Here is a 21,790-nt window from a genome sequence, read left to right as displayed (position 1 = left end):
AGAGGGGGTTAGACAACCGCAAACGCTAGTATCCAATCCTTGTGTATGCACCGTAGCCTTAGTAAGGGGAGAAACTCCGGTCCTCCCCCTTACTAAGGGGGAGTTAGAGGGGGTAGTGCAACTGTGAGTGCTAGTTTTCAGGACTTGTGTGTACTCCGTAGTTTCTAAAGGGAAACTAGAGTTTTGCTGGATTGCTGAATAATCTGTAGACCTCCCTGAATTAGCTGCCATTACCCGATGGCTAACCTTTGGGAAACTAAATGTGATTAGAAAACTGAGGACGGTTAGCAGTACAAAACGTAAGTAGCGGTATCCTGGGGTTTGCCGGAACGGATAGTTCATCTTAAAACGCTCCGTTTAAGGTTACCTGGCAGGAACTATGGGTGTCTGGGGTGGTCACGAGCAGGACAATGTTGCCTTGTTCGTCTCTGTTCCAGCCTTGGGCTTCGATCAGTGTGTCGGTAGTGTCAGTTTGTTGTGTACTGACGGGCTGAGGGATGGTTTGGCCTGCTGGGTAAATGTCTTCTTGAATGCCGTCGCTACTGAGGGGCTCGTACGGGTTTGAGGGCAGTCCGCCCTGGCCTGTGGCGATAAATTGTCCGTTGCTGCCTGTTTGACATCCCTGGCTAATTTCTGGAGTGGCTAGACCGCTGGGTAATGGATCAATGCCTTCGTCTGGATCCACTTGCAGTGTGTCAATGATGACTTCGCCATCAATACCGGCTTCTGAGCTGGCATCAATGTCATTGGTCCTATTGCCAAATGTGGCTTTGTTTTCTTCGATGCCGAAAAGGGTGTTGGCTTGAATGGCAATGCGGCCACCGTTTCCTTGTCTGGCAATGGCTTGAATGTCGTTACCATTGGGGCCATCTGGGGATAGGGCGATGATAAAGGGGGTGGTGATATTGACGTTGCCACCGTTGGCATCATTAAATGCTTCGGCAGAGATGAGACTGTCGCCTCGCAAAATTAAGGCATCTTCTATTTCTAGGTTAATATTGCCGTCTTCCCCTGCTTGTACGGAAGCGAGGAGTTTACCGTCATTGAGTACGACGGTTTCTGCAATCACATCCAGCATGCCGCTGTTGCCGGTGCCTTCGCCGCTGACTTCTACTTCTGCTCCATTTTGTACTCTAAATTGACCGTTGGTTTGAATGTCGATGTCGCCTGCTGGGCCTGCCCCTGTGGATCGGGTGGATAGGCTGCCGTTACCGGTGAGGGTAATGCCTTCTGGGACTAGCGCTACGACTCTGCCGCCGTCGCCACTACCGCTAGTTGCGGCTGAAATGTTGGCATTGTCTTGGAAGTTGACTGTCACCGCGTTGTTGTTATGGTTGGGACCCAGGGTAATCAGGCCAGCATTGGCAGGGCCTTGAGTTTCTGCCAGGATGCCGGTAGTTTCACCGGAAAGGTTGATTTGGTCGATATTTAGGGTGATGCTACCTCCCTGGGTGGAGGAGTCGGCGGTGGCGGTAGCGGTGGCGGTAATGCGGGCTCCTGAGTTGGCGGTCAGTTGGTCGGTATTGAGGGTAATGTTGCCGCCCCTACCTAGGGTGTTTGTTTCTGTTGTAATAAAACCGTTTGAGAGGGTGATTTGATTGGCACCATTGATGACAATATTTCCTGCATCGCCTTCTGTAATCATGCCTTCATCAGTAAAGTTACCGACAGCCGAAATGCTGGCAAGATCTCGAATATTTAACTCTGGTGTATTGATAATGATATTACTCGCATTTCGTTGGCCTTTAGTTGCACTGGTGATGCTACTACCATCGTTAGTGAGAGAAACAAATTCCCGCGCATCTATATTAATTAAACCAGCCGCTTCTGTATCAATGGCTGGACCAAATGTTTGTGTTGATATACTAGAGCCATTGACCAGAGATAGTGTTCCAGTTTGAATTTCAATTTTACCGGCACTGCCAGCAGAAGCAGTCGTTGTTCCATTAGCTTCGGCAATGATTCTACCGCTATTGCTGAGTACAATACTATTAGCGGTTAAAGAAATCTCTCCGGCATTTCCTGCTCCATTTGTTCTGACGCTGAAAGTAGCACCATTCTCCAAGGAGAGTGTGTCAGTTAAAACGATCAGGCTACCCCCGTTCCCAGAATCTATAGTATTGACACCAATACCTGAATCATCAAAAGTTATAGACTCGTTTGCATAAAGCAAAATGTTCCCAGCATTATCTGGGCCAAATGTGGTGCTATCAATGGAACTCTTGGTGAATGCGATAGAATTGGCTCTGATAACAAGGCTACCAGCAGAACGATCAACGCTATCGGAGGAGAGATCTAAGCGGGCGTTTTCTAAGATAACATTAGCTAAGGGAACATTATTTGGATAGCTGAGACTGATACTGCCACCATCAATGTCTAAACCGACTGTAGCGGCACCATCAACACCACCTAATTCCACTCTACTACCGCGAGCTGTGATAGACCCTGTACGGAAACTAGTGGGAGCTCTTTCAATAATTACATCACCCCCCACCAACAGTAAGCTGTTACCCTCCTGCACACTTAACCCAAAAGCAAAAGAAGTTAGGTTGAAGGCACCAGATTGATTAATGATGGGCTGAGGCGCAGATTGGCTAAATAACAACGCAGAAGGATCAACGGTTAGTCTAACCAAGTCAGAGGTTGTATCAGTAGTACTAAAGCTACCTTGATCGCCAAACTGGATTGCATCGGCTGTCGTGGCAACAAATGAGCCACCCAGTTCTAAACTTCCCCTGGGACCAAAAATAATGCCCTGGGGGTTTATCAAAAACAGATTGGTGTCACTGGTAACATCGGTGCGGATGGTCCCCTCAATCATGGATAAGGGGCCATTCACTACCCGAGCGAGAATATTGACAAGGGCGGGATCATGATCAAACGTAACTATGCTTCCCTCAGGTACTGAAAACTCACTAAAGCTATGGAATAAATTGGTACCAGTGGAGTCAACAGTGCCCCCTGTGATAGTGCAACTGACGGCGCAGGAGCCAGGGTCTGGAGTGGCCGTAGTGCCATCGGGTATAACCTGTGCCCATGCAGCTTGACATGACAGTAAACCGCAAACAAAAAAATTGCTGGCAACCCAAAATCTCAAAATATATCGTTTTGCCATCACGACTGCGCTTTAGCCTTCCAATATTTTCCTGCAATTAGGATACATCTACAAGTCAGTCCTGGCGCATCTGAATCAATCAAATCTATCTATCTACATCTAAATCGTTATGTGGGTACAAGGCTTTTTACCCACATAACGGTAAAGAGAGTGTTCAAAACAGATATCGGTTTTACAACATCAATGACTGTTTTGAAATTAAGTAGACTGCATTCTCCCTACATAAGTCTGCTTAGAGGAGAGCTATGATACGGTGTAGGATAAAATGAGATGGCCTCCTCCATATACGCCAGCTGTGCATTCACAAGCCCCTGGTCCGGATTTTGAAGCGCTAACCGCTGAGATAAACATTCCTCGACAGGGGTTACCATTTTGATAAACCCTAATAAAATCCGTTCCATTGATTACCCCTGAAGCACCACTGAAAGTAACAGTGTCATGAGATTGGGTAATGCTTGCAGTACCAATAGGTTCATTCCCATGACGAAACTCTAGTGCTGGGCCATTGAAGGGGCCATCACCCATATATGTGACGGTGTTGAGTGTGAGTGTTGCCATTTGTTTGATTCTCAGTAATAAAAATGGACATGTTTTAGTGACAAAGAGAGGGGCAATCCCTGGCCAATAGCGCAAACTCAGGGGACTTTGCGGCTATTACACATCTCTTGGTGACGACTCTTACTTTAATATAATGCTTCGCTTCGCTTCTGTTCGCATTACCCCGGTGGGTACTTTTGATACAGGGCGGATACCCGTGAATTATTTGTTTGAGTCAGAGCGAATCTGTTAATGCCCGTACACTAATAGTTTCAAGCACTACGCAACAGTATTTTGCTGTTTGAATACTGTTTGCCTTAACGCACTGAACCACTCAGTATAAAAGTTCTACTTAGGATTGAAACCAGATTTTGCGTTATCTGCAATCTGATTTACTTCGCCCCAGTACGATTGTGATTAAGGAATGCTGATCGGCATAGGTGTTTCCCAAGTGGTATATGTGTTTCCCAGTTGGGATCAAGGCTCAGCTCTTGTATTTGGCGATGAAGCGTCAACCCGCCTTGGAGTCAAAGTCGCAAGGCTAACTGGAACAAAACCCACTAAAGGGGTTAAGAGATTGGCAAACGCTATATGTATGGAGTTTCACAGCCAATTTTGTCGCTTTAGCGACAGCCCTCGATTAGCGCTCGGTTTTGAACCGGGCGTGGGTTTGAGGCTCGTCTCTTTATGGCTACCGTGTATACACATCTCTAAAGGGAGTTCACAACCCTGCCTTACTCCCTTAATTCCCCTTCGTAAGCTACTGAATATACATAACTGGAAGATGATTGGCATCGAGCATGATAAACAACGGTTCCCCTTACCAAGGGGAACCAACGGAGGGGTCTTCGGTTATTAGCGCAAGTGATCCACACACCTCCCTGACGGTTCCCCTTACCAAGGCAGGGTTGTTTCGTGTTCACCAGAGAAAATCTGTAAGGCTTATGACTTTGTTTATCCTGAATCGAGATATGATCGGAGGGAACCAAAACCGGTTGCTTGGGGTCCCTCCGAGTTCCCCAAACCCCCTGGGCAGGGCCGGGAGGCCGCCCTACAACCCAGCCTACTGAGTTGTCCTCAATTGCATTAAATTAAGGGTTACGGCGGGGTCGATTAATCAGGTTATCGCATTGTTGTTTGGCACGGTCCATCTCCACGTAGAGCATGCTGTTTCTCAAATGAGCTTTCAATGCCTTCAGATTTTCTATCTATACAATGAAACAGCCCTGCCTTACCAAGGGGAACCATGAGCAGACTGTCTTGAAACACTCCTAAGAAACACAAGCTAATCAACCCTAAAATAGACTGATTGTCGACAGAATCACGACAATTGTGTTTCTTGCCGGTTGAGCGAACAGCAGGGCTGTTCGTAAAAGGCTCAGCTCTTGCATCTGGCGATGAAGCGTCAACCCGCCTTGGACTCAAAGTCGCAAGGCTAACCGGAACAAAACCCACTAAAGGGGTTAAGAGACCGGCAAACGCTTATGTATAGAGCTTCATAGCCAATGTTGTCGCTTTAGCGACAGCCCTCAATGAGCGCTCGGTTTTGAACCGGGCGTGGGTCTGAGGCTCGTCTCTACTCAACTCTAAGCGATGATGTCATACCTAACATGGACCTCACCCAACGGAGTCTTAATGACTGCATCAGCATCTTTTTGAGGTAGATTGACATCTAATATTGGCTGAGTACACATACTGAAAAAGGCACCATCCCAATACTGCCAGAGATTACCAGGTGCCGTTAGATTAAGGGCAGTATCAGCTGGATAATCAACCCACTTCGAAGTTTGATCGATGAATAAAGGTGAACCTATTTTCTTGTCTATAAAACGAATGTCTAGCTCGGTGTCACTTGGCCAGTTGCCGACAAGCATGACCTTTTTCAAAACTATTTTAGATATTGCAGTACCTGGCCCATGGCCGCTTGCTGATGCCGCAGAGTTTTGATTACCCAAAACAGCTAAAACGCCGGTTCCAACAGCCACAAAACCATATCGAATAAATTGACGCCTGTTCGGATTGGTCATGACACTAAACATGCTCCGTGGGAATAGCTTAATTGGGGAACTACTACACTGATGAACGTTTACGAAGGTTCAGGAACTTTAGCGATATTATGGGTATTAGCACTTTATCTTTAATAAGATAAAGATACCACGAACTCAAAGTGGCAAGCTGTTATTACAGTTACATCAAACAACCTAGAGTTCCGATGTTTGGGCTCTTGAGGCTGTTTATCTATCGTTTATAAAAGCGGTTAGCGGTCATATGATTTGTACTACCATGATGACATTGCTAAATAAACTTTAAAGCTATGGGATTAGTTCCCAAGCTACTGCTTTGCGCATTACGAATCAAGCAATTAAGGCGAATCCTGAAGAGGTGGGTCATTATTGGTTGAGATCGATGATTCATGCTGAAAGTAGCAACTCTAGCAGAAGAGCTAATTGGGACTTCGAAGCTCTAAGACGAGCTTATCGACAGGAAAATCAAAATAATCCAGCTGCCGTATCTGATGACACATTACGACAACATTTTTTCTCGCCTGAGTCTCGTCGATAATGCCGTGAAGCCTATAAAGTTATCGATTTTCTCGAAAAACATCATGTCTAGAGACAATCAATTCTCAGCTTATGGCACAATGTCATATCTGACATAAGTATCACGGTTACCAAAACGAATAACTGCTTCAACATTTATTTGGGTGGGTCTATTATTGAGCGGCGTGGCGGCCATGCTGAAATAAGAGCCATTTACAAATTGCCAGAGATTTCCAATACCGGGAAGTACTAAAGTAGTGTTAGGTGGGTAATTGATCCATTGAGAGGTTTGACTGATTGTCACCGGGGCACCTATTGGCGTACCAATAAAACGAATATCGATTTGGTAGCTGCCAGACCAACCACCTTCAAGTTTAACTTTCTTCAGTGTTATCTTTGCCATTGCAATTAATTTCCTTTCATTGAGGGGGGCATACTCACAGAGTCAAGAGCATAGAAACCCTCTGGTTAGTATTGAAAATCCAGGGATTTAGCATCTACAACATATCTCTTGGTGACGATTCTTACTTAATATAATATTTCGCTTCTGTATACCACGAGTTTAGAGTTGCAAGCTGTTATTACAGTTACATCAAACAACCTAGAGTCCTGATGCTTGGGCTCTTGAGGCTGTTTATCTATCGTTTGTAAAAACGATTAGCGGTTGCATGATGTGTACTACTATGATGATATTGCTAAATAAATTTTAAAGCTATGCGATTAGTTCCCGAGCTATATGGCAGCTTTCTTTTAACTATTGCTATGTCCGTAGGATGTAGTTTTGCGATGCCAACCTTAGCAATGCCAGTCTGCTATGTATCGCAAGCAGACGAAATTATAGATTTAAGCCATCTATGCGTCATCGAAGAAGAGTCTCCTGAAGAAGAGCTTTTACCTGTGGAGCCTATGCCTGGGCAGGAAGATTTTGTTCGAGGTCTTGAACTCTATAATGATGGTAACTTTACAGCTGCTTTACGCATTACGAATCAAGCAATTAAGGCGAATCCTGGAGAGGTGGGTTATTATTGGTTGAGATCGATGATTCATACTGAAAGTGGCAACTCTAGCAGAAGAGCTAATTGGGACTTCGAAGCTCTGAGACGAGCTTATCGACAGGACAATCAAAACAATCCAGCTGCTGCGTCTGATGCAACATTACGACAACATTTTTTTCCTCCTGAGTCTCGTCGATAATGTCGTTAAGCCTATGCAGTTATCGATTTTCTCGGAAAAACAATTTCTAGAGACAATCAATTCTTAGCTTATGGCACAATGTCATATCTGACGTGAGTATCACGGTTACCAAAACGAATAACTGCTTCAACATTCGTTTGGGTTGGAGTATTATTGAGCGGCGTGGCAGCCATGCTGAAATAAGAGCCATTTACAAATTGCCAGAGATTCCCAGCACCAGGAATTTCCAAAGTAGTGTTAGGTGGATAATGGACCCATTGAGAGGTTTGGCTAATTGTAACTGGGGCACCTATCGGCGTACCGATAAAACGAATATCGATTTGGTAGCTGCCAGACCAACCACCTTCAAGTTTAACTTTCTTCAGTGTTATCTTTGCCATTTCAATTCATTTCCTTTCATTGAGGGGGCATGCTCACAGAGTCAAGGGTAGAGAACATCTCTGGTTAGTATTGAAAATCCAGGAATTTTGCATCTACAACATATCTCTTAGTGACGATTCTTACTTAATATAATGTTTCGCTTCTGTTCGCAATGCCCGATGGTTGCTTTTGGTCCATGGCAGATATCCGTGAATTATTTGTTTGAGTCAGAGCCAAAACTGTCAACGCCAGTGGCCCACTAGGGTCAAGCACTACGCAACAATATTTTGCAGCTTGAATACTCTGTGCCTTAACGCACTGACTGCTCAGTATAAAGAGCATACCTAAGATTGACACCAGATTTTGCGATATCTACCATCTGGTTTACTTCGCCCAAGTGTGATTGTGATTAAGGAATGCTGATCGGCATGGGTGTTTCCCAAATGGTTATATAGCGATTCCCAGTGGGGATAACCTCAGCTCTTGCCCCTGGCGATGAAGCGTCAACCCGCCTTGGACTCAAAGTCGCAAGGCTAACTGGAACAAAACCCACTAAAGGGGTTAAGAGAACGGCAAACGCTATATGTATAGAGTTTCACAGCCAATGTTGTCGCTTTAGCGACAGCCCTCGATTAGCGCTCGGTTTTGAACCGGGCGTGGGTTTGAGGCTTGTCTATACCCTAGGGGTGATTCACTTGTCAAAGCATATTACTTAATACGACACCTGGGAAAGACGCCATTGGTTATCCAGGCCGCCTTTATGGCTACCGTGTAACGCATCTGAAAGATTATTAACATCGACTATGACGGCAACGGTCCCCCTTGGATAAGCTACGGTGTAAACACATCTCAAAAGGGAGTTCACCATCCTGCATTATCCCCCTTCGTAAGCTACTGTGTAAACACAACTGGAAGATGATTAGCATTGAGCATGATAAACAACGGTTCCCCTTTGTAAGGGGAACCAACGGAGGGGTCTTCGGCCATTTTCGCAAGTGATCCAGACCCCTCCCTGACGGTTCCCCTTACCAAGGGGAACCATTAGCAGATTGTCTTGAAACAATTGAATCTTAAGGGGTTTGGACTTCGACGGTGAGGCTTCGATGGTGAGCTCAGCCGCACCGCTCAGCCGAACGGAACCTGAACAACCTTTGACCCCTAACCCACACCCTAATCCACCATCAACCACGCCTTAAGATCATCCAAACTAGTCATCTCAAACACCTCATCCCCCAGCGCTTCTAGCCGCACCAGCGATAACCGATCAATCTGTTCCACAACATCCTGAGGCATCTCCCCCAGCTTTCGAGTTAGCTGTCGTAAAATCAGTGACCTCGCCTGTTCTAAGCGCCCTTCTTCTAAGCCCTCTAAGCGCCCTTCTTCTAAGCCCTCTAAGCGCCCTTCTTCTCGTGACGTATCCACAACATTATTGAGATCTCGATAATACTTAAGACTATTCTGATAAGAATCTTGCTCAGTAGGTGAAAAATTAGCAATTTCGGCAATTTCAAACAATTGTAGAAAGACCGGATCTTGAAAAGGCTGGGGCCGATCATCTAGCTCAGGCAAATGTCTAAGCACATATAGCCATTGGTCTTGATGCGAAACCAGTTCTGTCAATGACTTCTGGAATTTAGGTAGTTCAATATAAACAAATTTGAGCTTATCGTAGAACACCTCGCAATGCTGATTCTTAAGTTCTACCGTGTGCAGGTAAGTGTCGTCATGTTTATGATCATCAAACACAAAGTCCAATACCCCAATGGAATAAACAGGGGCTAAGTGATAGTTCCAATCCCCCTTCAGTGCTTGCTCTTGAATGGGGAAACTGGCATAGAAAACACTGCGGTCTTTGAAATAGTTTTGCTTGGCCTTTTGAATTTCAACAATAAAACGTTCCCCATTCTCTCCCTGGCAATAGAGGTCAAAAACGGCTTTGCGGTCAATGGGCGTATTTCCCAACACCTCAGTCGTTTTGTAGGCGAGAGTCTGTATGTGGTGATAGGCAGGCAGTAACGTATTCAGAAAGTCGATCAGCAGTTGCTTATTAGGTTCAGAGCCAAAGACGCGCTTAAACCCAAAATCAGTGAGAAGATTGATATAGCGTTCTTGCAATGGGAAGGACATAGCGGCAACCGATGGCCAGACAAGGCAGATTGAGATAGTTTATCTGTTCTGGTTTAATTGTAGCTAAGAATTTTGCCAATACCTATACTGTACAACTATCTTTTAGGTGGCAGGGGGGAGATATTTGATAGTTAATGGGGATCCCTCAGGGGAATGCACATCAATAAAATCCCAATCGCAAAATATAATATGTTGTAGGATGTCCTCACCTTACGAAGGCTACCCTGTATACATAAGTCGGAGAGTCGCTCCAAATATCGAGCCCTCATCCCCCAACCCCTTACTCCCTAAGGGAGAAGGGGGGCCTGACCTCAAAGTCCTTCGCCCCCAGGGAGAAGGATTTAGGATGTAGACGCCAAAGCGGCTTCTCGCAGAGTGGGCCAATTCAAGGTCAGGTCTACTTTTTGGGACATTATCTTCTAGATGTGTATACACCGTAGCCTTACCAAGGGGAACCATTAGCAGACTATCTTGAAACAAGTGAATCTTAAGGAGTTTGACTATTCTCTCCGATTTATGTATACACGGTAACCCTTTTATGGACATATTTACATTTACTCAAGCAAGCATACCTAGAGTCTCTCCAATGCTGGGGGGACAAAACTCAAAGCCCCCAGCATTGCGAGTTTGACTTCGACGTGAGGCTTCGACGGTGAACTCAGCCGAACCGCTCAGCCAAACAGAATAAGAAGTCAGGAGTCAAGGAGGATATAGATCCTGACACCCAATAACCAACATCTCACCCAGCCAACATTTTCCGGCTTAAATTGATACCCATTTTATGGACGAAACTCTCTTAGCTGGCGAGAGACTTGGTGTAAGACTCTTCTATTATCATCACCATCTGCTGCTTAGCGTACGTGTTCTTCATGTGTTTTTTGACCGTGTTCAGAGCAATATGTAGCTCCGCAGCAATTTCCTGATAGCTATAACCAATGCGATGAAGAATCCAGACATCTACTTCTCGTGGGCTGAGCCCATACCGGATCGCCTCAGTTATCGCTAAAATCTCTTTAGACTGTTTTTGGTTTTCTAAGATCACCAGAATGTAAGGACGATCACCACGGTTAAACCATCGCGCTCGAATGCGCACATGTCCGTGGGATTGTTTAAGTTTTAATTCTGATTCAGTAGCTGTTAGATGGTTAGGGAAGTTCTTGCGACTGTTAATCAGAATTTGACAGGTATTCCAGATTTCCTGGGGGACTGAGTTTGTAGAAGGAAAATCTTGGTTGATGCGATCGCACATACATCGTGCCGAGCTATTACTCTCAACACATTGACCATCTTCGGTCAAAATCAAAATGCCATCACCATCATCACCACAATTCTGCACAATAGGCGTGATGATAGTCTCATTTGAAGAAGCCAGTGAATTGGATAAACATGCAGGTTGCAGATTGGCAGGCCGATTCAGGGAGCTTTGAAGTGTCATGGTCATCTCGGGATTGTCAAACTTAAATGCGGGAATTCGAGTGATCCGAGCCCATTAAAGGGTCTAACTGTTGTAGATGCAGATGGCATACCCAATCCGAATTCATGAAACCCGATTCAAAATAGACAATCCTGTAGGGGCATTGCCCTGGGGATGCACTGCGATACCGGGCGCTATCAATCAGGATTTTGTATTACTGATATATAGGGTAAAGTCGCGAAAAATATGCATATTTCCCCTAACTACGCCGTAAAGCAGAACGGTCTACGTATTTTCCACAAGTTCTTTATCTAGCCCTGGACTCCAGCTCCGATGCGTTAAACCACTTCTCGTGTAGTTGTTGCAAAAAGCCCTGCTGCTGATAGTCCAAAATCAGCTGATCGATGGCCTCCAATAGATTGGCATCATTTTCACGCACCGCGATACCGTAGCCCTCATGGGTCAATAACGTACCTGCTAGCTCAAACGAGTCAGGATTGAGATTAATAAAATGACGCAATGCCGGAGCATCCTGCACCAGGCCTTTAATTTTGCCATTTTCTAATGCGGTGACGGCGGCGGCAAAGGATGGATAGGTGACTAATTTGACCGGTTGACTCTGTAAAAATACTTCCCCGGTTGTGCCCTTTAATGCACCCACTGACTCACCACTGAGGGCCGCCAAATCCAGCTGATTTTCACTCAGCTGATGCACCGTCAGAGACGCAATAAAGTCTGCCACGATAAAGAAGCTTAGCCCCATCCATAGGGTGGCAATCAAACGCCCAATAAACTTGGTCGGGGTGACATCGCCATAGCCAAAGGTGCCCAACGTGACCACGGCAAACCAGATGCCCTGACTGACACCTCGCAGCGGATTCCCCGAAAAATGGTCATTATGTTTGTGCTCTACCAGCCAGATCAGGCCACCTACAGCGGTGCTACTGGCGAAGATCAGCACAATGGGGCGGAAATTTTGCCAGTTAAACATGCCGCTGGCAAAGGTGATCACCGTCGTCTTGGGTTTGGTGACCATTAGCTGTAGCCCAGATTGATAAAACGGATAGGAAAAGTCAAACCCTGCTGCTTCCCGTTGAGCTGTCACTGAAATACCCGAAATGGCCGCATCAACGTCACCGTTTTTGAGGCCCACCAATAGGTCACTGACAGATTCGTAAGTCACCCATTCGGTCTCTAAGGCCAGATCATCAGCGATGCTTTGCCATAGGTCGGCGCTATAGCCATAGGGCAGGGTGGCAGGTTCTAGGGAAACAAAGGGCGGTAGTTCTTTAGTGCCGACGCGAATCGTTAGCTTGGGTTGGGGTTGGCTGACAGGCAGCGTCTGCCATGCCTGGTCCAACGATTGGTCCCATGTCTGGGTAGATTGGCCCAGGGCAGCTGGTGGTGCTAACCATAGCCCCAGAGCTGTGGCCATCAGTGCGCCAAGGTATCTGAACATGACTCGCGATTTGTGAGCGGTTTTGCAATATGGATAATCTTGTAGGGGAATTCCCTTAGGGTCAACCGCTTTAACGCAACGGGCTGTAATGGGGATTACTTAAAAGGGTCTCCGCTGTTTGTATGGCAGTCGTTAATAGATGCGGATATTTCACATCACCCAGGCGTTTACCGTGTTGATAGTGGTAATGCATCAGCCGTTGCGGGATATCTGATGAAGCGTAGATCCGTGCAGGCTGTAGTTGCCCCAACAGCCGCGCCTGTCGATAGTGAAAACTCTGGCAAAGTAACTGGTCTAAAACCTGGGCTGTATGGGTTTCGCATCGGCTGATGTGATCAATGAATAAGCTGTAGTGGGGCTGGGGTGATAAACAAGGTACCAGGCATTTAAACGCATTGTCTGGCAGGTCTAGCTGAGTTTCTAACTGAGTTAATATCTGGCTGACAAAGGTTAAGGTGAGTTTCTCGCCCACCATGTCGCTGGTGCTATGGCTGCGGCCTAAAAAGCGTAGACAGGGGGTGGATTGATAATAGTGGGTGGGTTGGATGCGATCGCCCATGCGATACCGGTAGAGTCCACCTTTCTGGGAAATAATTACGCTGTAGGTGTGCCCTAGCTCCAGCTCATGCAGCAGGTGAATAGCGCCCGCTTCATCTTCAAACTCAAAGAAAACCTCTGTCAGCATAGGCACACAGCCATTTGCGCCCAGCAGCGGTACGGTCATGGGTGCTTCGGTGGCCAGTAACCCTTTGCCCTGGATCAGGGTATGGGGAAAATGGTTTTGCAAGGCACTCACCTGATCGGCTGCCAAAACACTGTCCCAGCAGGAAATGAGTTTTAGCTTGGGCCACAAGGCTTCCCAGTTGATGGTTTCCTGACTCAGTAGGTGGGAGCGGGCTGGGGAGAGCTGGTGGGTGAGTTGCGATCGCAACGCCACTCGATGAATGTGAATATAGTCCAGCTGCACCTTTAAAAAGCTAGGACTCCAGATAGATATCGTCTCTAAATTCTCTGCTAACAACAAGGTTTTACACAGGTTTGCCTGAAACACCTCAGGGGTTTGGGGTTTATGGGCATCGGGCGGTGACACTAGAAATGGCTTAAGCAACCACCGCAGCCATAGATCTAAATATTCAGAGTCGTCCTGTAACCCCGCTGGCGTTTCTCCAGGGGCCAACAGCTTGGGAGAAATGCACATATACACGTTCCCCGTCTCAAACCCTGGACCATTGACAATCAGGTCATGGGCCCAGACGCAAAATAAAGTGTTAAAAGACTTTCGCAAAGCACGAGTATAGGGAATCTGTTTGGCGGGACCGCTACTGCCCGATGTTTTTTCATAAAAGAGAACAGGATCTGTATTTAGAGAATTGTTGTCTTCGATCCAGGGCTGCAAATCCCCATAGGTGACTATCGGAATCTTGTGCCAGTCATCAACAGACTTAATTCCTAACGATTTGCCATACTTACTTTGCATTAATTGTTGAAATAATGCGTTTTGCAACGTTTGCTGGGTAGCCTGCGGTTGTGACAACGTTTTATAAAATCGCTTGGCGGTTGGGGCCAGCAGTGAGCCAAATCCCCTAATCAGCCAGCCCATGGGTTTTCTCCTCAGCGCTATGCTCCTCAGCACTATTAACAGTGCTATTGGGATAAATCTCACTACCGGCTTCTAAGTAGCTGCCTACGGTGATCATGGCCCCTGGCCCAATGTAAGAACCTGCGCCGATAAAACTACCATCCCCAATGGTGATGGGCTTTAGATAAAGCATCAGGTTATCCCGTCGCGGCTTAATGATGTGACTGTACAGGCCCACGCGATGGCCAAACACCACGCCATCGCCAATGGTCAACAGCCCGCGATCGGCAATTTCTAAGGCCGGTGTCCAGTACACCTGTTTGCCTATGGTTGCCCCCCATAGCCGCAGCCATGCAGAGAACACACCGGGCACCAATCTCAACAGAGTTTCTAACGCCGGAAACGCAATGTAGATCAGTTGAAACTGATGACTGCCCCACCAGGGAGAATAATCACTGCCCTGGAGATAGCTGATGCCATTCTCAAGGGGATAAACAGAATGATGGATGCGATAAGACAGTATGGGAAACCCATAGAGAAAAAACAGGCACAGCATTACGCTCCATAGGCTGTGTTCCCAGATGCCGTAGGCTAAAGAGACTGTCGCTAAACTTAATGTTAGGGTGGGAAAAAAAGATAAAAATTTACTTAACAGAGTCATGGTTGATGTCGCGGCGGGGACCAACCCAGATGGCAGCCCCCGTGACCAGCGGAAGCAGGGCGGAAATCCCCCCAAATAGCAGGGGATAGGTTTTAACGGCGGGAACGGTTAAAACAATGGCAAAAACAAGGCCACAGTATAGTAATGCTGCAAAGGGGATCGCGCAGATGATAATCAACATCAGGCGCTCATTGGATTCTATTGAAGACATGGGGTAAAACAACAAACAAACTGAACAGACGATCAGTCTAGCGAATGTGTCTGCATACATGTTGCTTGCGGAGTTGCTCGTGGATATAGTAGCTGTCGCCATAGGCTGAAAGGAAATGTCTGTCCTAGGGCTAACGGCCATTGGTCGGACTGCTGCCAGGTGCCATGGAGACGATCCCACAACTTAAAATTGGCACCATAGTTGCAAGCCTGGGCCGCACTCTGGTGATGCCAGCCATGATCCTGAGGCAATATTAACCAGCCGGATAGACAGTGGTATAACCAGCTGCCTGGCTGAGGACTAAACTGGCTATGCCGCCACAAATCTAAGGCTGCGGTGAGGCTGACGCCTAAAACATAGGCGGTGGGGTCGTTCAATAGATAGATAAACAGTCCATGGACCCATAAATACACAATTAAAAAACTACTCCATAGGGTATTACGGGATGTGCCTAAAACATCCATGGTGCTGACGGTGTGGTGTACCTGGTGGGCAAACCAGCCCCAGGGACTATGGAGAAAGCGATGATTCCAGTAATAGAGATAGTCCACCGCAACAAAGCTAAGAACAAAGGCGATCAGAGGGTGTAATGCTAGACCCTGTTGCCAGTGGGGAAGTAGTTGCTGGTACAACGTTTGTAAACAGGTGAGTTGAACCAGGGGGATAAAGAGTCCCTGTACCCATAAACCGGCACTGTCTAGCATCCAGTCATGCAGAGTTTTCTGGGTAAGTTCTGACCAGCTACACCAGGCGGTGAGGCTGACTAAAAGAACAAAAGTACCAAAAATAATCATGGTTTATACCCAAAAGGTAATGTCAGCGGATTGGTCCGGCAAGGTGCGTGGGTCCTTGCCGGATGAGATCGCATCTCGAATGGATTCGACAAAAATGTGAATGGTGTCGGCGGGGGTGTGGTGAAAGTGGGTGCCATACTTTGCGATCGCATCCCCCTGCACTCCCAAGACCCCAATGTCCTGGTCAATAATGCGCTGGGCAGTCCATCGCACCAATGGCTTGGCCAGCTTATTCCAAATGCCGTAGTTAAATGTCACATCGGTATACACCAGCGTGGAATTCTCCGTTTCTGGAATCGACTGACTCGTGATAAAACAGCGGCGGTGGGGACCCATGGTATATTCCACGCTGGTCACATTGGGCATATGAAACGAGTCTCGATGACAGATTTCATGGCCCTGGGGGTTTAAGAACCAGCGGGACCAGCCCAGGTTATTGGTTTCATTGCGATAGGTGGCGGTGACGCGACCCTGATGTCGTGTGACCGTCATGGCTAGCTGCTGTTGCCGTGCAGTTCGAAAGATTCCAGGATGTACGGAAACCGTGTGGGGAATATCGATAAAGTTCTCCGCGCAGTTAGTGACATTGTTGGCAAAGCGATTGATCACTCGCACCGTTTCCCAGGCTGGTGCTTGAAAGTGGGGCATGGCAAAGGGCTGAGTCTCCAATCCGCCCCGCAGTCGCACATACACATAGCCATCCTGTTCACAGGTATCGTAGGCTTTGGCACAACGATTGGAGTTAGCAGCGAATTGTTCTCCTTCGGCGGGCACCTTGGTGACCTGCCCTGTGGGGGCATATTGCCAGCCATGGTAAGGACATTGCAGCTGTCCTTGATGCACCTTGCCTCCGGAGAGTCTGGTGTTTCTATGCAGGCAGCGGTCTCTGAGGGCAACGGGTTGGCCATTTTCTCCTCGAAAAATAACGAGCCATTCATCTAAGACGGTGCGTTGTAAAACAGTTTTAGGTTTTAGCTGTGTGCTCAGGGCAACGACATACCAAAAATCCTCAAACTGAATTGGGAGGGTTATCGGGACTTCCATAGGGATAAATTTTCAGGTCGTGGGTGATATCAAGCTGACAGGCAAGGCGTGCATTGGGACAATCGGGAGCCAGTACCTCCAGCAGTTCCTGCTCCTCAGGCCTAGGGGGCGGAACATCTCCTGTGACGGTGACTAAACAGGTGCCACAGATACCGGTGCGGCAGCCGAAGAGTATGGGAGAGTTTTGGACGGTCAGGGTGTCAGCGAGGGGGGTGTGGGCTGCAATGGTCACGGCGGCGTGATCGGTGTCAGGGAAAGAGATTTTGCAAGACATGCCCTCATCCCCCAGCCCCTTCTCCCCAGGGAGAAGGGGAGAAAGAACCTAAACTATTCTGCCTTGGTAATTTAGAGTTAACCTTCAAAGTCCCTCTCCCCAGGGAGAGGGATTTAGGGTGAGGGCCAAAATCCTGAGAACCAAGATGCTCCTGGGAGAAAGCATTAGGGTGAGGGCTCGACCACCTCGAAGGCACCAACCCATTTACATACCTCACGTAGTGGGCAATGGGCGCATCTACCGGCAATAGCCGTTCAGTGCTAAACCGAATATTGTCATAAATCATGCCATCTTCACCGCGCAGGGCGTAATAGCTCAGCCGTGTTAGCCACAGCAGTAGGTGAGTGACTAGCCAACCGATGATGCCTGGACGTTTTTGGGTGACATAAATCGGCTGAATAAATGTCTCCCCCGACTTTGTAGGTCTATAGGCATAGAGCATATATAACTGGGGGATCCAGCGCACCGCTTTCATCATGGTCAGTAACCCCAGGCAACCGTGGGCATAGCGCATGGAGTAGGCATAGCGCGGTCCTAAAATGGCTCGACCTAAACGCTCTCGCCAGTTGGTATGGAGAAACTCTCCGCTGAGGGTAAAGTCAATGTGTTCTCCCTCTTGTTCCAGTGAGAGTTCGAGATCCACGGGTAAATGGTGCACGGTTTGCAGGTGCTGCACATCAATGCCGTTGATCATGCAAATGTGATGATGACATTTGCGGGTTAGGGGGCGATCGGCGACAACGGCCAGTTCATGGTGCTTGAGTTCATCAAATTCTGCCACCGCTGTCGGTGCCACACTATCTGGGTAAATCCAAATAAAGCCGTACTTTTCTTCCGTGGCATAGGATTGCAGCGTAGCCCCAGCAGGAATGTGATCCTGGCAAGGAATATCCTGGCATTGACCGTCGCCGTCAAAGGCCCAATGGTGAAAGAAACAGCGTACGTGGTTACCGTCGACACTGCCAATGCCCAGGTCAGTGCCCATGTGGGGGCAATAGGCATCCAGGGCTCGGATGTTGCCGTCTTGACCCCGAAAAATGGCAATGCGTTGGCCACAGATGTCAAAGGATTTAACGGTTTCTTTGGGGATCTCTTTAGAGGCTGTGACCAGGTACCAGCCCCTGGCAACAATATCCCAGTTGTTAAATATGGTTGTCATGGTTATTTGTTTTCAATACGCTTATCAATCATTCGGGCAATTTTTCGGATAATCGTTTAAGTTGGCGGGCTGAGCGTAGCTGAAGCCCGCTAACACCCGATCCTGAAAAAATCTAAATAATGCTTGCCGCTGTGTGTGCAGATACCCCTCAATGGAAGCGTTTTGCATAATCGCCATGGTGCGATTGCTGGGCCAAACATAATCTAAGGGGTCTAGATACGCTTGGTAGGAGGCCGTGGCTTCCTGGTGGGTTTTATAACTGCGGTGTAAGCCCTCAGATTCTTCTGTGAAACAAGCCTGCATCATGGCTTTAGCGTCACCATCGTCCATGGAGAAGAGGGGCGATCGCAACAACTGATACACCTTGGGATACAACGCCGGATCATGCCAAAAGATGCCGTTGACGGCGACTGAAAACTGCTGATGGTCCTGCTGACAGCCACGAATGCCAAGGTTGGCCACGAATGCTTCAAATGGTGTGGGCTGAGGCAAACACTGGATCACCTCATGGGAGAGCAGGGTGGAACTATTAAAGTGAAAACTCTCATCCATAAAGTGGTAGAACGAGATTTTTGATGGAATCGGAGCATTCTTCTGATCGTTATGGGTTTGGTAATAGCGACTGAGCTGATGCTGCACCAGTTTGCCATTGAGGGTGCGCAGTCCGCGCACTGTAAAATACTGACAAGCAAGAAAACTGTTGCAGGCAGAGATGAGCCCAAAGGCCTGGAGCTGTAGTTGCTTCCACCAGCGTTTTAGCTGGTTAGTATCTGCAAAAATCATGGTTTCGGTAAACGGTCCCCGCATGGGATAGCTAAACAGTCGCTTACCCAATAGGGCCTGTTCCGTTTGGTCTGCCACGCTGCGAAACGCGCTGATGTGGGCGCGCTCCTGGGAAGATTCCAGGTCTAACATGTCGCAGATGGTGCGAAACCCATCGTGGGCATACAGGGCCGCGGCACTGGTCTGGTTAAAAAAGATGGTGGCAATTTCAGCGGAGATAATTTGAGCATAGTAGGCCACCCAATACAGCTGATTTAATACTGTTCTTTGGTACTCGCTGGCCTGGTGCCATAAAGGAGTGCCATACAGCAGTGAGAAGGTTTCAGGATTCCAAGGGCTATCACGGCAAGCGTCATAGCTAAATGCCTGGCCAGCGTCATCTAAAAGCTCAGTATTATCTTGCTTTTGATTACGTCGATAGTTGATTTCTAATCGGCGCTGTAACGGGGTGTTCAGTAATATGTTCCTGGGGTCAGATTGACTGTTACTTGGCTTGTTCTGCTTTTCTAGGTTCTCTTTATTGAGTAGCTGATCGGTATGATAATTTTTATCCATAATTAGCGGCCTCCTCGGCATTGAGGGGGGTGAATAAATCTTGGTCTGCGAGCTGGCTAACGATGCCATGGCTGGTGCTAGCCATGAGATGCTTTAAAAGCTGTAGCCGTTGATGGCTGTGAGTCACAGTGTCTAACTGTTGCAAGATTTGGATACGTTGGGGGCGAGAAAGATGACCTTTTGTGGTTGCGATCGCAGCCACCACCCGCTGGGGACCTACGCGCACCATTTGCAAAAAAGTCGCCAGACAGTCCACAATGGCCGCTTTACTGTTGCCTGATATCTCAGTCTGATTTAGCAAGGTGACTCCGGTGCCATGGTGTCGTGCCTCCGCCTGCAGAAAACTTTGGAATAAGGCCCTCAGTGACGAGTCGGTACAGGCCCTGGCCAAGCTGCGATAGTGGGTTAGCCCCCACCCCTCTAACACGACTTGCAAAACAAATAGGAGAACGGTTTTGTCAGAACTCTCAACAATGTCAGAGAGTAATTGTAAAAATGGATCGTTGAGTTCTGTAGGAGCTATTGCTGATGCAGCATAAGGCTGTAGCTGAGCCAAATGCATGGTTTCATCTGCCGCAAACAGACTATAGAGCATACGTTCTTGGTTACTGTCAGCCAGCAGCACCATCTTAGCCATATACCCCACACCGGCCTGTTCGATGGATAAAGACTCTTGCAATAATCCCCGGTTTAACTGTTGCAAAATATGGTGTTGTTCGCAGTCAGCAGACTCTTGAAAGATAGATACCCGATCTAAATCAAAATATTGGGGCTGCCAATAGATAGACGAGGCGTTAGACCCATTGATGGTCTCTCGTTCTCCTAGGGCAGCGGTCAATATGCGGTTTATCTTGTTATTTTCCGTTAATGTTGGCAGGTCAAAACCAGATACTTTTCTAAGGTTAGGTATGGTCATGTTACGCTCCTCCAATCTCCCCAACTCAAAGCTTTTTGTCGATTGAGATGTTGGGCAAACTGAACGATTGATTGGTCTGCTTTTAAAGGTGTTTTAAACTGAAATCGGATGCCCTGAAAGACTTGAATATCTCCGGTGGCAAAGTAGGCGGCGACCTGTCGAGTTATCCATAGAACCACTGGATTCATGAACCTGCCAGCAAACCGCTTAGGGGTAATTAATAGGGTCCAACCCTCGGTTTTTCCGCCTGGGGTAGGCCGTAGGGCAAACATAATGTGAAAGTGAAAAAAGTCTGGCCCGACGGTGACTGTGCCGGTGCTGCCATACCAGTAACACATCTTATAGGTCACTTCATTCTGATACAACGGACGAATGAGTTTAACAAACTTTGAGGCTTCCCCACCGCGGGTTGTGTTGTCTAAACATAGGGCATTGTCATTCAGCGCCTTGGCTTTAAATCGCACTGCTAGGGGCAAATTGTGAACTGAGTTAAAGTGATGGGCATCAATGGCGTTGATCATCAATACATTAGGGTGGCAGTTACGCTCAAAGCGATAGCTTAAAGCCGCATCACAATCCATACCTTCTAACTCAGGCACATACGGCGGTGGATATTTGGGAGTCTTACCGGTCCAAACCCAAATCATGCCGTAGTGTTCAGCCGTAGGCCATGGGCAAAGCTTTGCGTTAGCCATGATCGTTTGGTGTTGGCCACAGGCTGGAATCTCAATGCACTGACCATTTTGGTCAAATTGCCAACGATGCAGCGGACAGCGAATAGTCTCACCATCGATCGTTCCCTGGGCCAATGCGGCCCCCATGTGGGGACAATGGCCGTCTAACGCCACCACCTGGCGGGTGCGGGTGCGATATAGCACCAGTTCTCTTCCCATCAGGGTGAGGGACTGTGCCTGCCCTGGTTTTAAGCGATGGCATGGCAACGCCCAATACCAGCCTTCAACAAATCGATCAGAACGATTAAAGACAGGATTTTTCTCTTGCGTTTGCCCAGCGAGCTGATCAGTGTCATGGGCTGTGGTTAACGATTCGATATTCATAACAGCTAGG

At 47.6% G+C, this 21,790-nt stretch carries 20 protein-coding genes; 2 read left to right on the top strand and 18 right to left on the bottom strand.

What is annotated here, in order from left to right; genetic code table 11:
* Nucleotides 1–343: 343 nt before the first annotated feature.
* From QGP82_RS18330 to QGP82_RS18320, 3 genes are all read right to left on the bottom strand, one after another.
* Nucleotides 344–3,115: a two-partner secretion domain-containing protein gene (locus QGP82_RS18330; protein WP_499060607.1), complete on the bottom strand. Its 2,772-nt coding sequence runs from the start codon at nucleotides 3,113–3,115 to the stop codon at nucleotides 344–346.
* A gap of 243 nt (nucleotides 3,116–3,358) precedes the next feature.
* Nucleotides 3,359–3,673 carry a hypothetical protein gene (locus QGP82_RS18325; RefSeq protein WP_499060606.1) on the bottom strand — a complete coding sequence of 105 codons (315 nt, stop codon included), beginning with the start codon at nucleotides 3,671–3,673 and terminating at the stop codon, nucleotides 3,359–3,361.
* 1,565 nt (nucleotides 3,674–5,238) lie between these two features.
* On the bottom strand, nucleotides 5,239–5,679 hold the full coding sequence (locus QGP82_RS18320) for a hypothetical protein (RefSeq protein WP_499060605.1): 441 nt from the start codon (nucleotides 5,677–5,679) through the stop codon (nucleotides 5,239–5,241).
* A gap of 313 nt (nucleotides 5,680–5,992) precedes the next feature.
* Between QGP82_RS18320 and QGP82_RS18315 the strand changes: the two genes are divergently transcribed.
* Entirely contained in the window at nucleotides 5,993–6,214 is a 222-nt protein-coding gene (locus tag QGP82_RS18315) for a hypothetical protein (protein WP_499060604.1), read from the top strand.
* A 69-nt stretch (nucleotides 6,215–6,283) separates the two neighbouring features.
* Here the strand turns inward: QGP82_RS18315 and QGP82_RS18310 are convergent, their stop codons facing one another.
* Entirely contained in the window at nucleotides 6,284–6,595 is a 312-nt protein-coding gene (locus tag QGP82_RS18310; RefSeq protein ID WP_499060603.1) for a hypothetical protein, read from the bottom strand.
* 311 nt (nucleotides 6,596–6,906) lie between these two features.
* Between QGP82_RS18310 and QGP82_RS18305 the strand changes: the two genes are divergently transcribed.
* Nucleotides 6,907–7,386 carry a hypothetical protein gene (locus QGP82_RS18305; RefSeq protein ID WP_499060601.1) on the top strand — a complete coding sequence of 160 codons (480 nt, stop codon included), beginning with the start codon at nucleotides 6,907–6,909 and terminating at the stop codon, nucleotides 7,384–7,386.
* 68 nt (nucleotides 7,387–7,454) lie between these two features.
* Here QGP82_RS18305 and QGP82_RS18300 read toward each other — a convergent pair whose 3' ends face one another.
* From QGP82_RS18300 to QGP82_RS18235, 14 genes are all read right to left on the bottom strand, one after another.
* On the bottom strand, nucleotides 7,455–7,766 hold the full coding sequence (locus tag QGP82_RS18300; RefSeq protein ID WP_499060600.1) for a hypothetical protein: 312 nt from the start codon (nucleotides 7,764–7,766) through the stop codon (nucleotides 7,455–7,457).
* Nucleotides 7,767–8,916: 1,150 nt separating this feature from the next.
* Nucleotides 8,917–9,873 carry an Rpn family recombination-promoting nuclease/putative transposase gene (locus tag QGP82_RS18295; protein WP_499060599.1) on the bottom strand — a complete coding sequence of 319 codons (957 nt, stop codon included), beginning with the start codon at nucleotides 9,871–9,873 and terminating at the stop codon, nucleotides 8,917–8,919.
* A gap of 796 nt (nucleotides 9,874–10,669) precedes the next feature.
* Nucleotides 10,670–11,308 carry a helix-turn-helix transcriptional regulator gene (locus QGP82_RS18290; RefSeq protein WP_499060598.1) on the bottom strand — a complete coding sequence of 213 codons (639 nt, stop codon included), beginning with the start codon at nucleotides 11,306–11,308 and terminating at the stop codon, nucleotides 10,670–10,672.
* Between the two features lie 286 nt (nucleotides 11,309–11,594).
* A complete protein-coding gene (locus QGP82_RS18285; protein WP_499060597.1) occupies nucleotides 11,595–12,746 on the bottom strand; it encodes a transporter substrate-binding domain-containing protein in 1,152 nt (383 codons plus the stop codon).
* A gap of 70 nt (nucleotides 12,747–12,816) precedes the next feature.
* Nucleotides 12,817–14,346: a GH3 family acyl-acid amido synthetase gene (locus QGP82_RS18280; protein ID WP_499060596.1), complete on the bottom strand. Its 1,530-nt coding sequence runs from the start codon at nucleotides 14,344–14,346 to the stop codon at nucleotides 12,817–12,819.
* Nucleotides 14,330–14,986: an acyltransferase gene (locus tag QGP82_RS18275; protein WP_499060594.1), complete on the bottom strand. Its 657-nt coding sequence runs from the start codon at nucleotides 14,984–14,986 to the stop codon at nucleotides 14,330–14,332. Before QGP82_RS18275 ends, QGP82_RS18280 begins: the two co-directional genes overlap by 17 nt.
* The gene (locus QGP82_RS18270; RefSeq protein WP_006516505.1) at nucleotides 14,970–15,197 is read right to left on the bottom strand and encodes a hypothetical protein; all 228 of its coding nucleotides are present in this window, start codon (nucleotides 15,195–15,197) and stop codon (nucleotides 14,970–14,972) included. Before QGP82_RS18270 ends, QGP82_RS18275 begins: the two co-directional genes overlap by 17 nt.
* 32 nt (nucleotides 15,198–15,229) lie before the next feature.
* A complete protein-coding gene (locus QGP82_RS18265; protein WP_499060593.1) occupies nucleotides 15,230–15,991 on the bottom strand; it encodes a sterol desaturase family protein in 762 nt (253 codons plus the stop codon).
* A 3-nt stretch (nucleotides 15,992–15,994) separates the two neighbouring features.
* Complete coding sequence (locus QGP82_RS18260; protein WP_499060719.1) at nucleotides 15,995–17,011, bottom strand: aromatic ring-hydroxylating dioxygenase subunit alpha; 1,017 nt, start codon at nucleotides 17,009–17,011, stop codon at nucleotides 15,995–15,997.
* Nucleotides 17,001–17,309 (bottom strand): 2Fe-2S iron-sulfur cluster-binding protein, encoded by a 309-nt coding sequence (locus tag QGP82_RS18255; protein ID WP_499060592.1) that lies wholly within the window; start codon nucleotides 17,307–17,309, stop codon nucleotides 17,001–17,003. The genes QGP82_RS18260 and QGP82_RS18255 overlap by 11 nt, the downstream gene beginning before the upstream one ends.
* Nucleotides 17,310–17,313: 4 nt before the next feature.
* The gene (locus tag QGP82_RS18250) at nucleotides 17,314–18,468 is read right to left on the bottom strand and encodes a Rieske 2Fe-2S domain-containing protein (RefSeq protein ID WP_499060591.1); all 1,155 of its coding nucleotides are present in this window, start codon (nucleotides 18,466–18,468) and stop codon (nucleotides 17,314–17,316) included.
* 24 nt (nucleotides 18,469–18,492) lie between these two features.
* Nucleotides 18,493–19,806 carry a P-aminobenzoate N-oxygenase AurF gene (locus QGP82_RS18245; RefSeq protein WP_499060590.1) on the bottom strand — a complete coding sequence of 438 codons (1,314 nt, stop codon included), beginning with the start codon at nucleotides 19,804–19,806 and terminating at the stop codon, nucleotides 18,493–18,495.
* Nucleotides 19,799–20,722, bottom strand: coding sequence for a ferritin-like domain-containing protein (locus tag QGP82_RS18240; protein ID WP_499060588.1), 924 nt, complete (start codon nucleotides 20,720–20,722; stop codon nucleotides 19,799–19,801). Before QGP82_RS18240 ends, QGP82_RS18245 begins: the two co-directional genes overlap by 8 nt.
* Nucleotides 20,719–21,780, bottom strand: a complete 1,062-nt coding sequence (locus QGP82_RS18235; protein ID WP_499060587.1) for an aromatic ring-hydroxylating dioxygenase subunit alpha — start codon at nucleotides 21,778–21,780, stop codon at nucleotides 20,719–20,721. Before QGP82_RS18235 ends, QGP82_RS18240 begins: the two co-directional genes overlap by 4 nt.
* Nucleotides 21,781–21,790 lie beyond the last annotated feature (10 nt).

It is taken from the genome of Leptothoe sp. LEGE 181152, assembly GCF_032906605.1.
Classification (GTDB): domain Bacteria; phylum Cyanobacteriota; class Cyanobacteriia; order Phormidesmidales; family Phormidesmidaceae; genus Leptothoe; species Leptothoe turfae.
The sequence above is the reverse complement of the archived record's forward strand: the minus strand, read 5'-3'. Positions and strand labels throughout refer to the sequence as shown.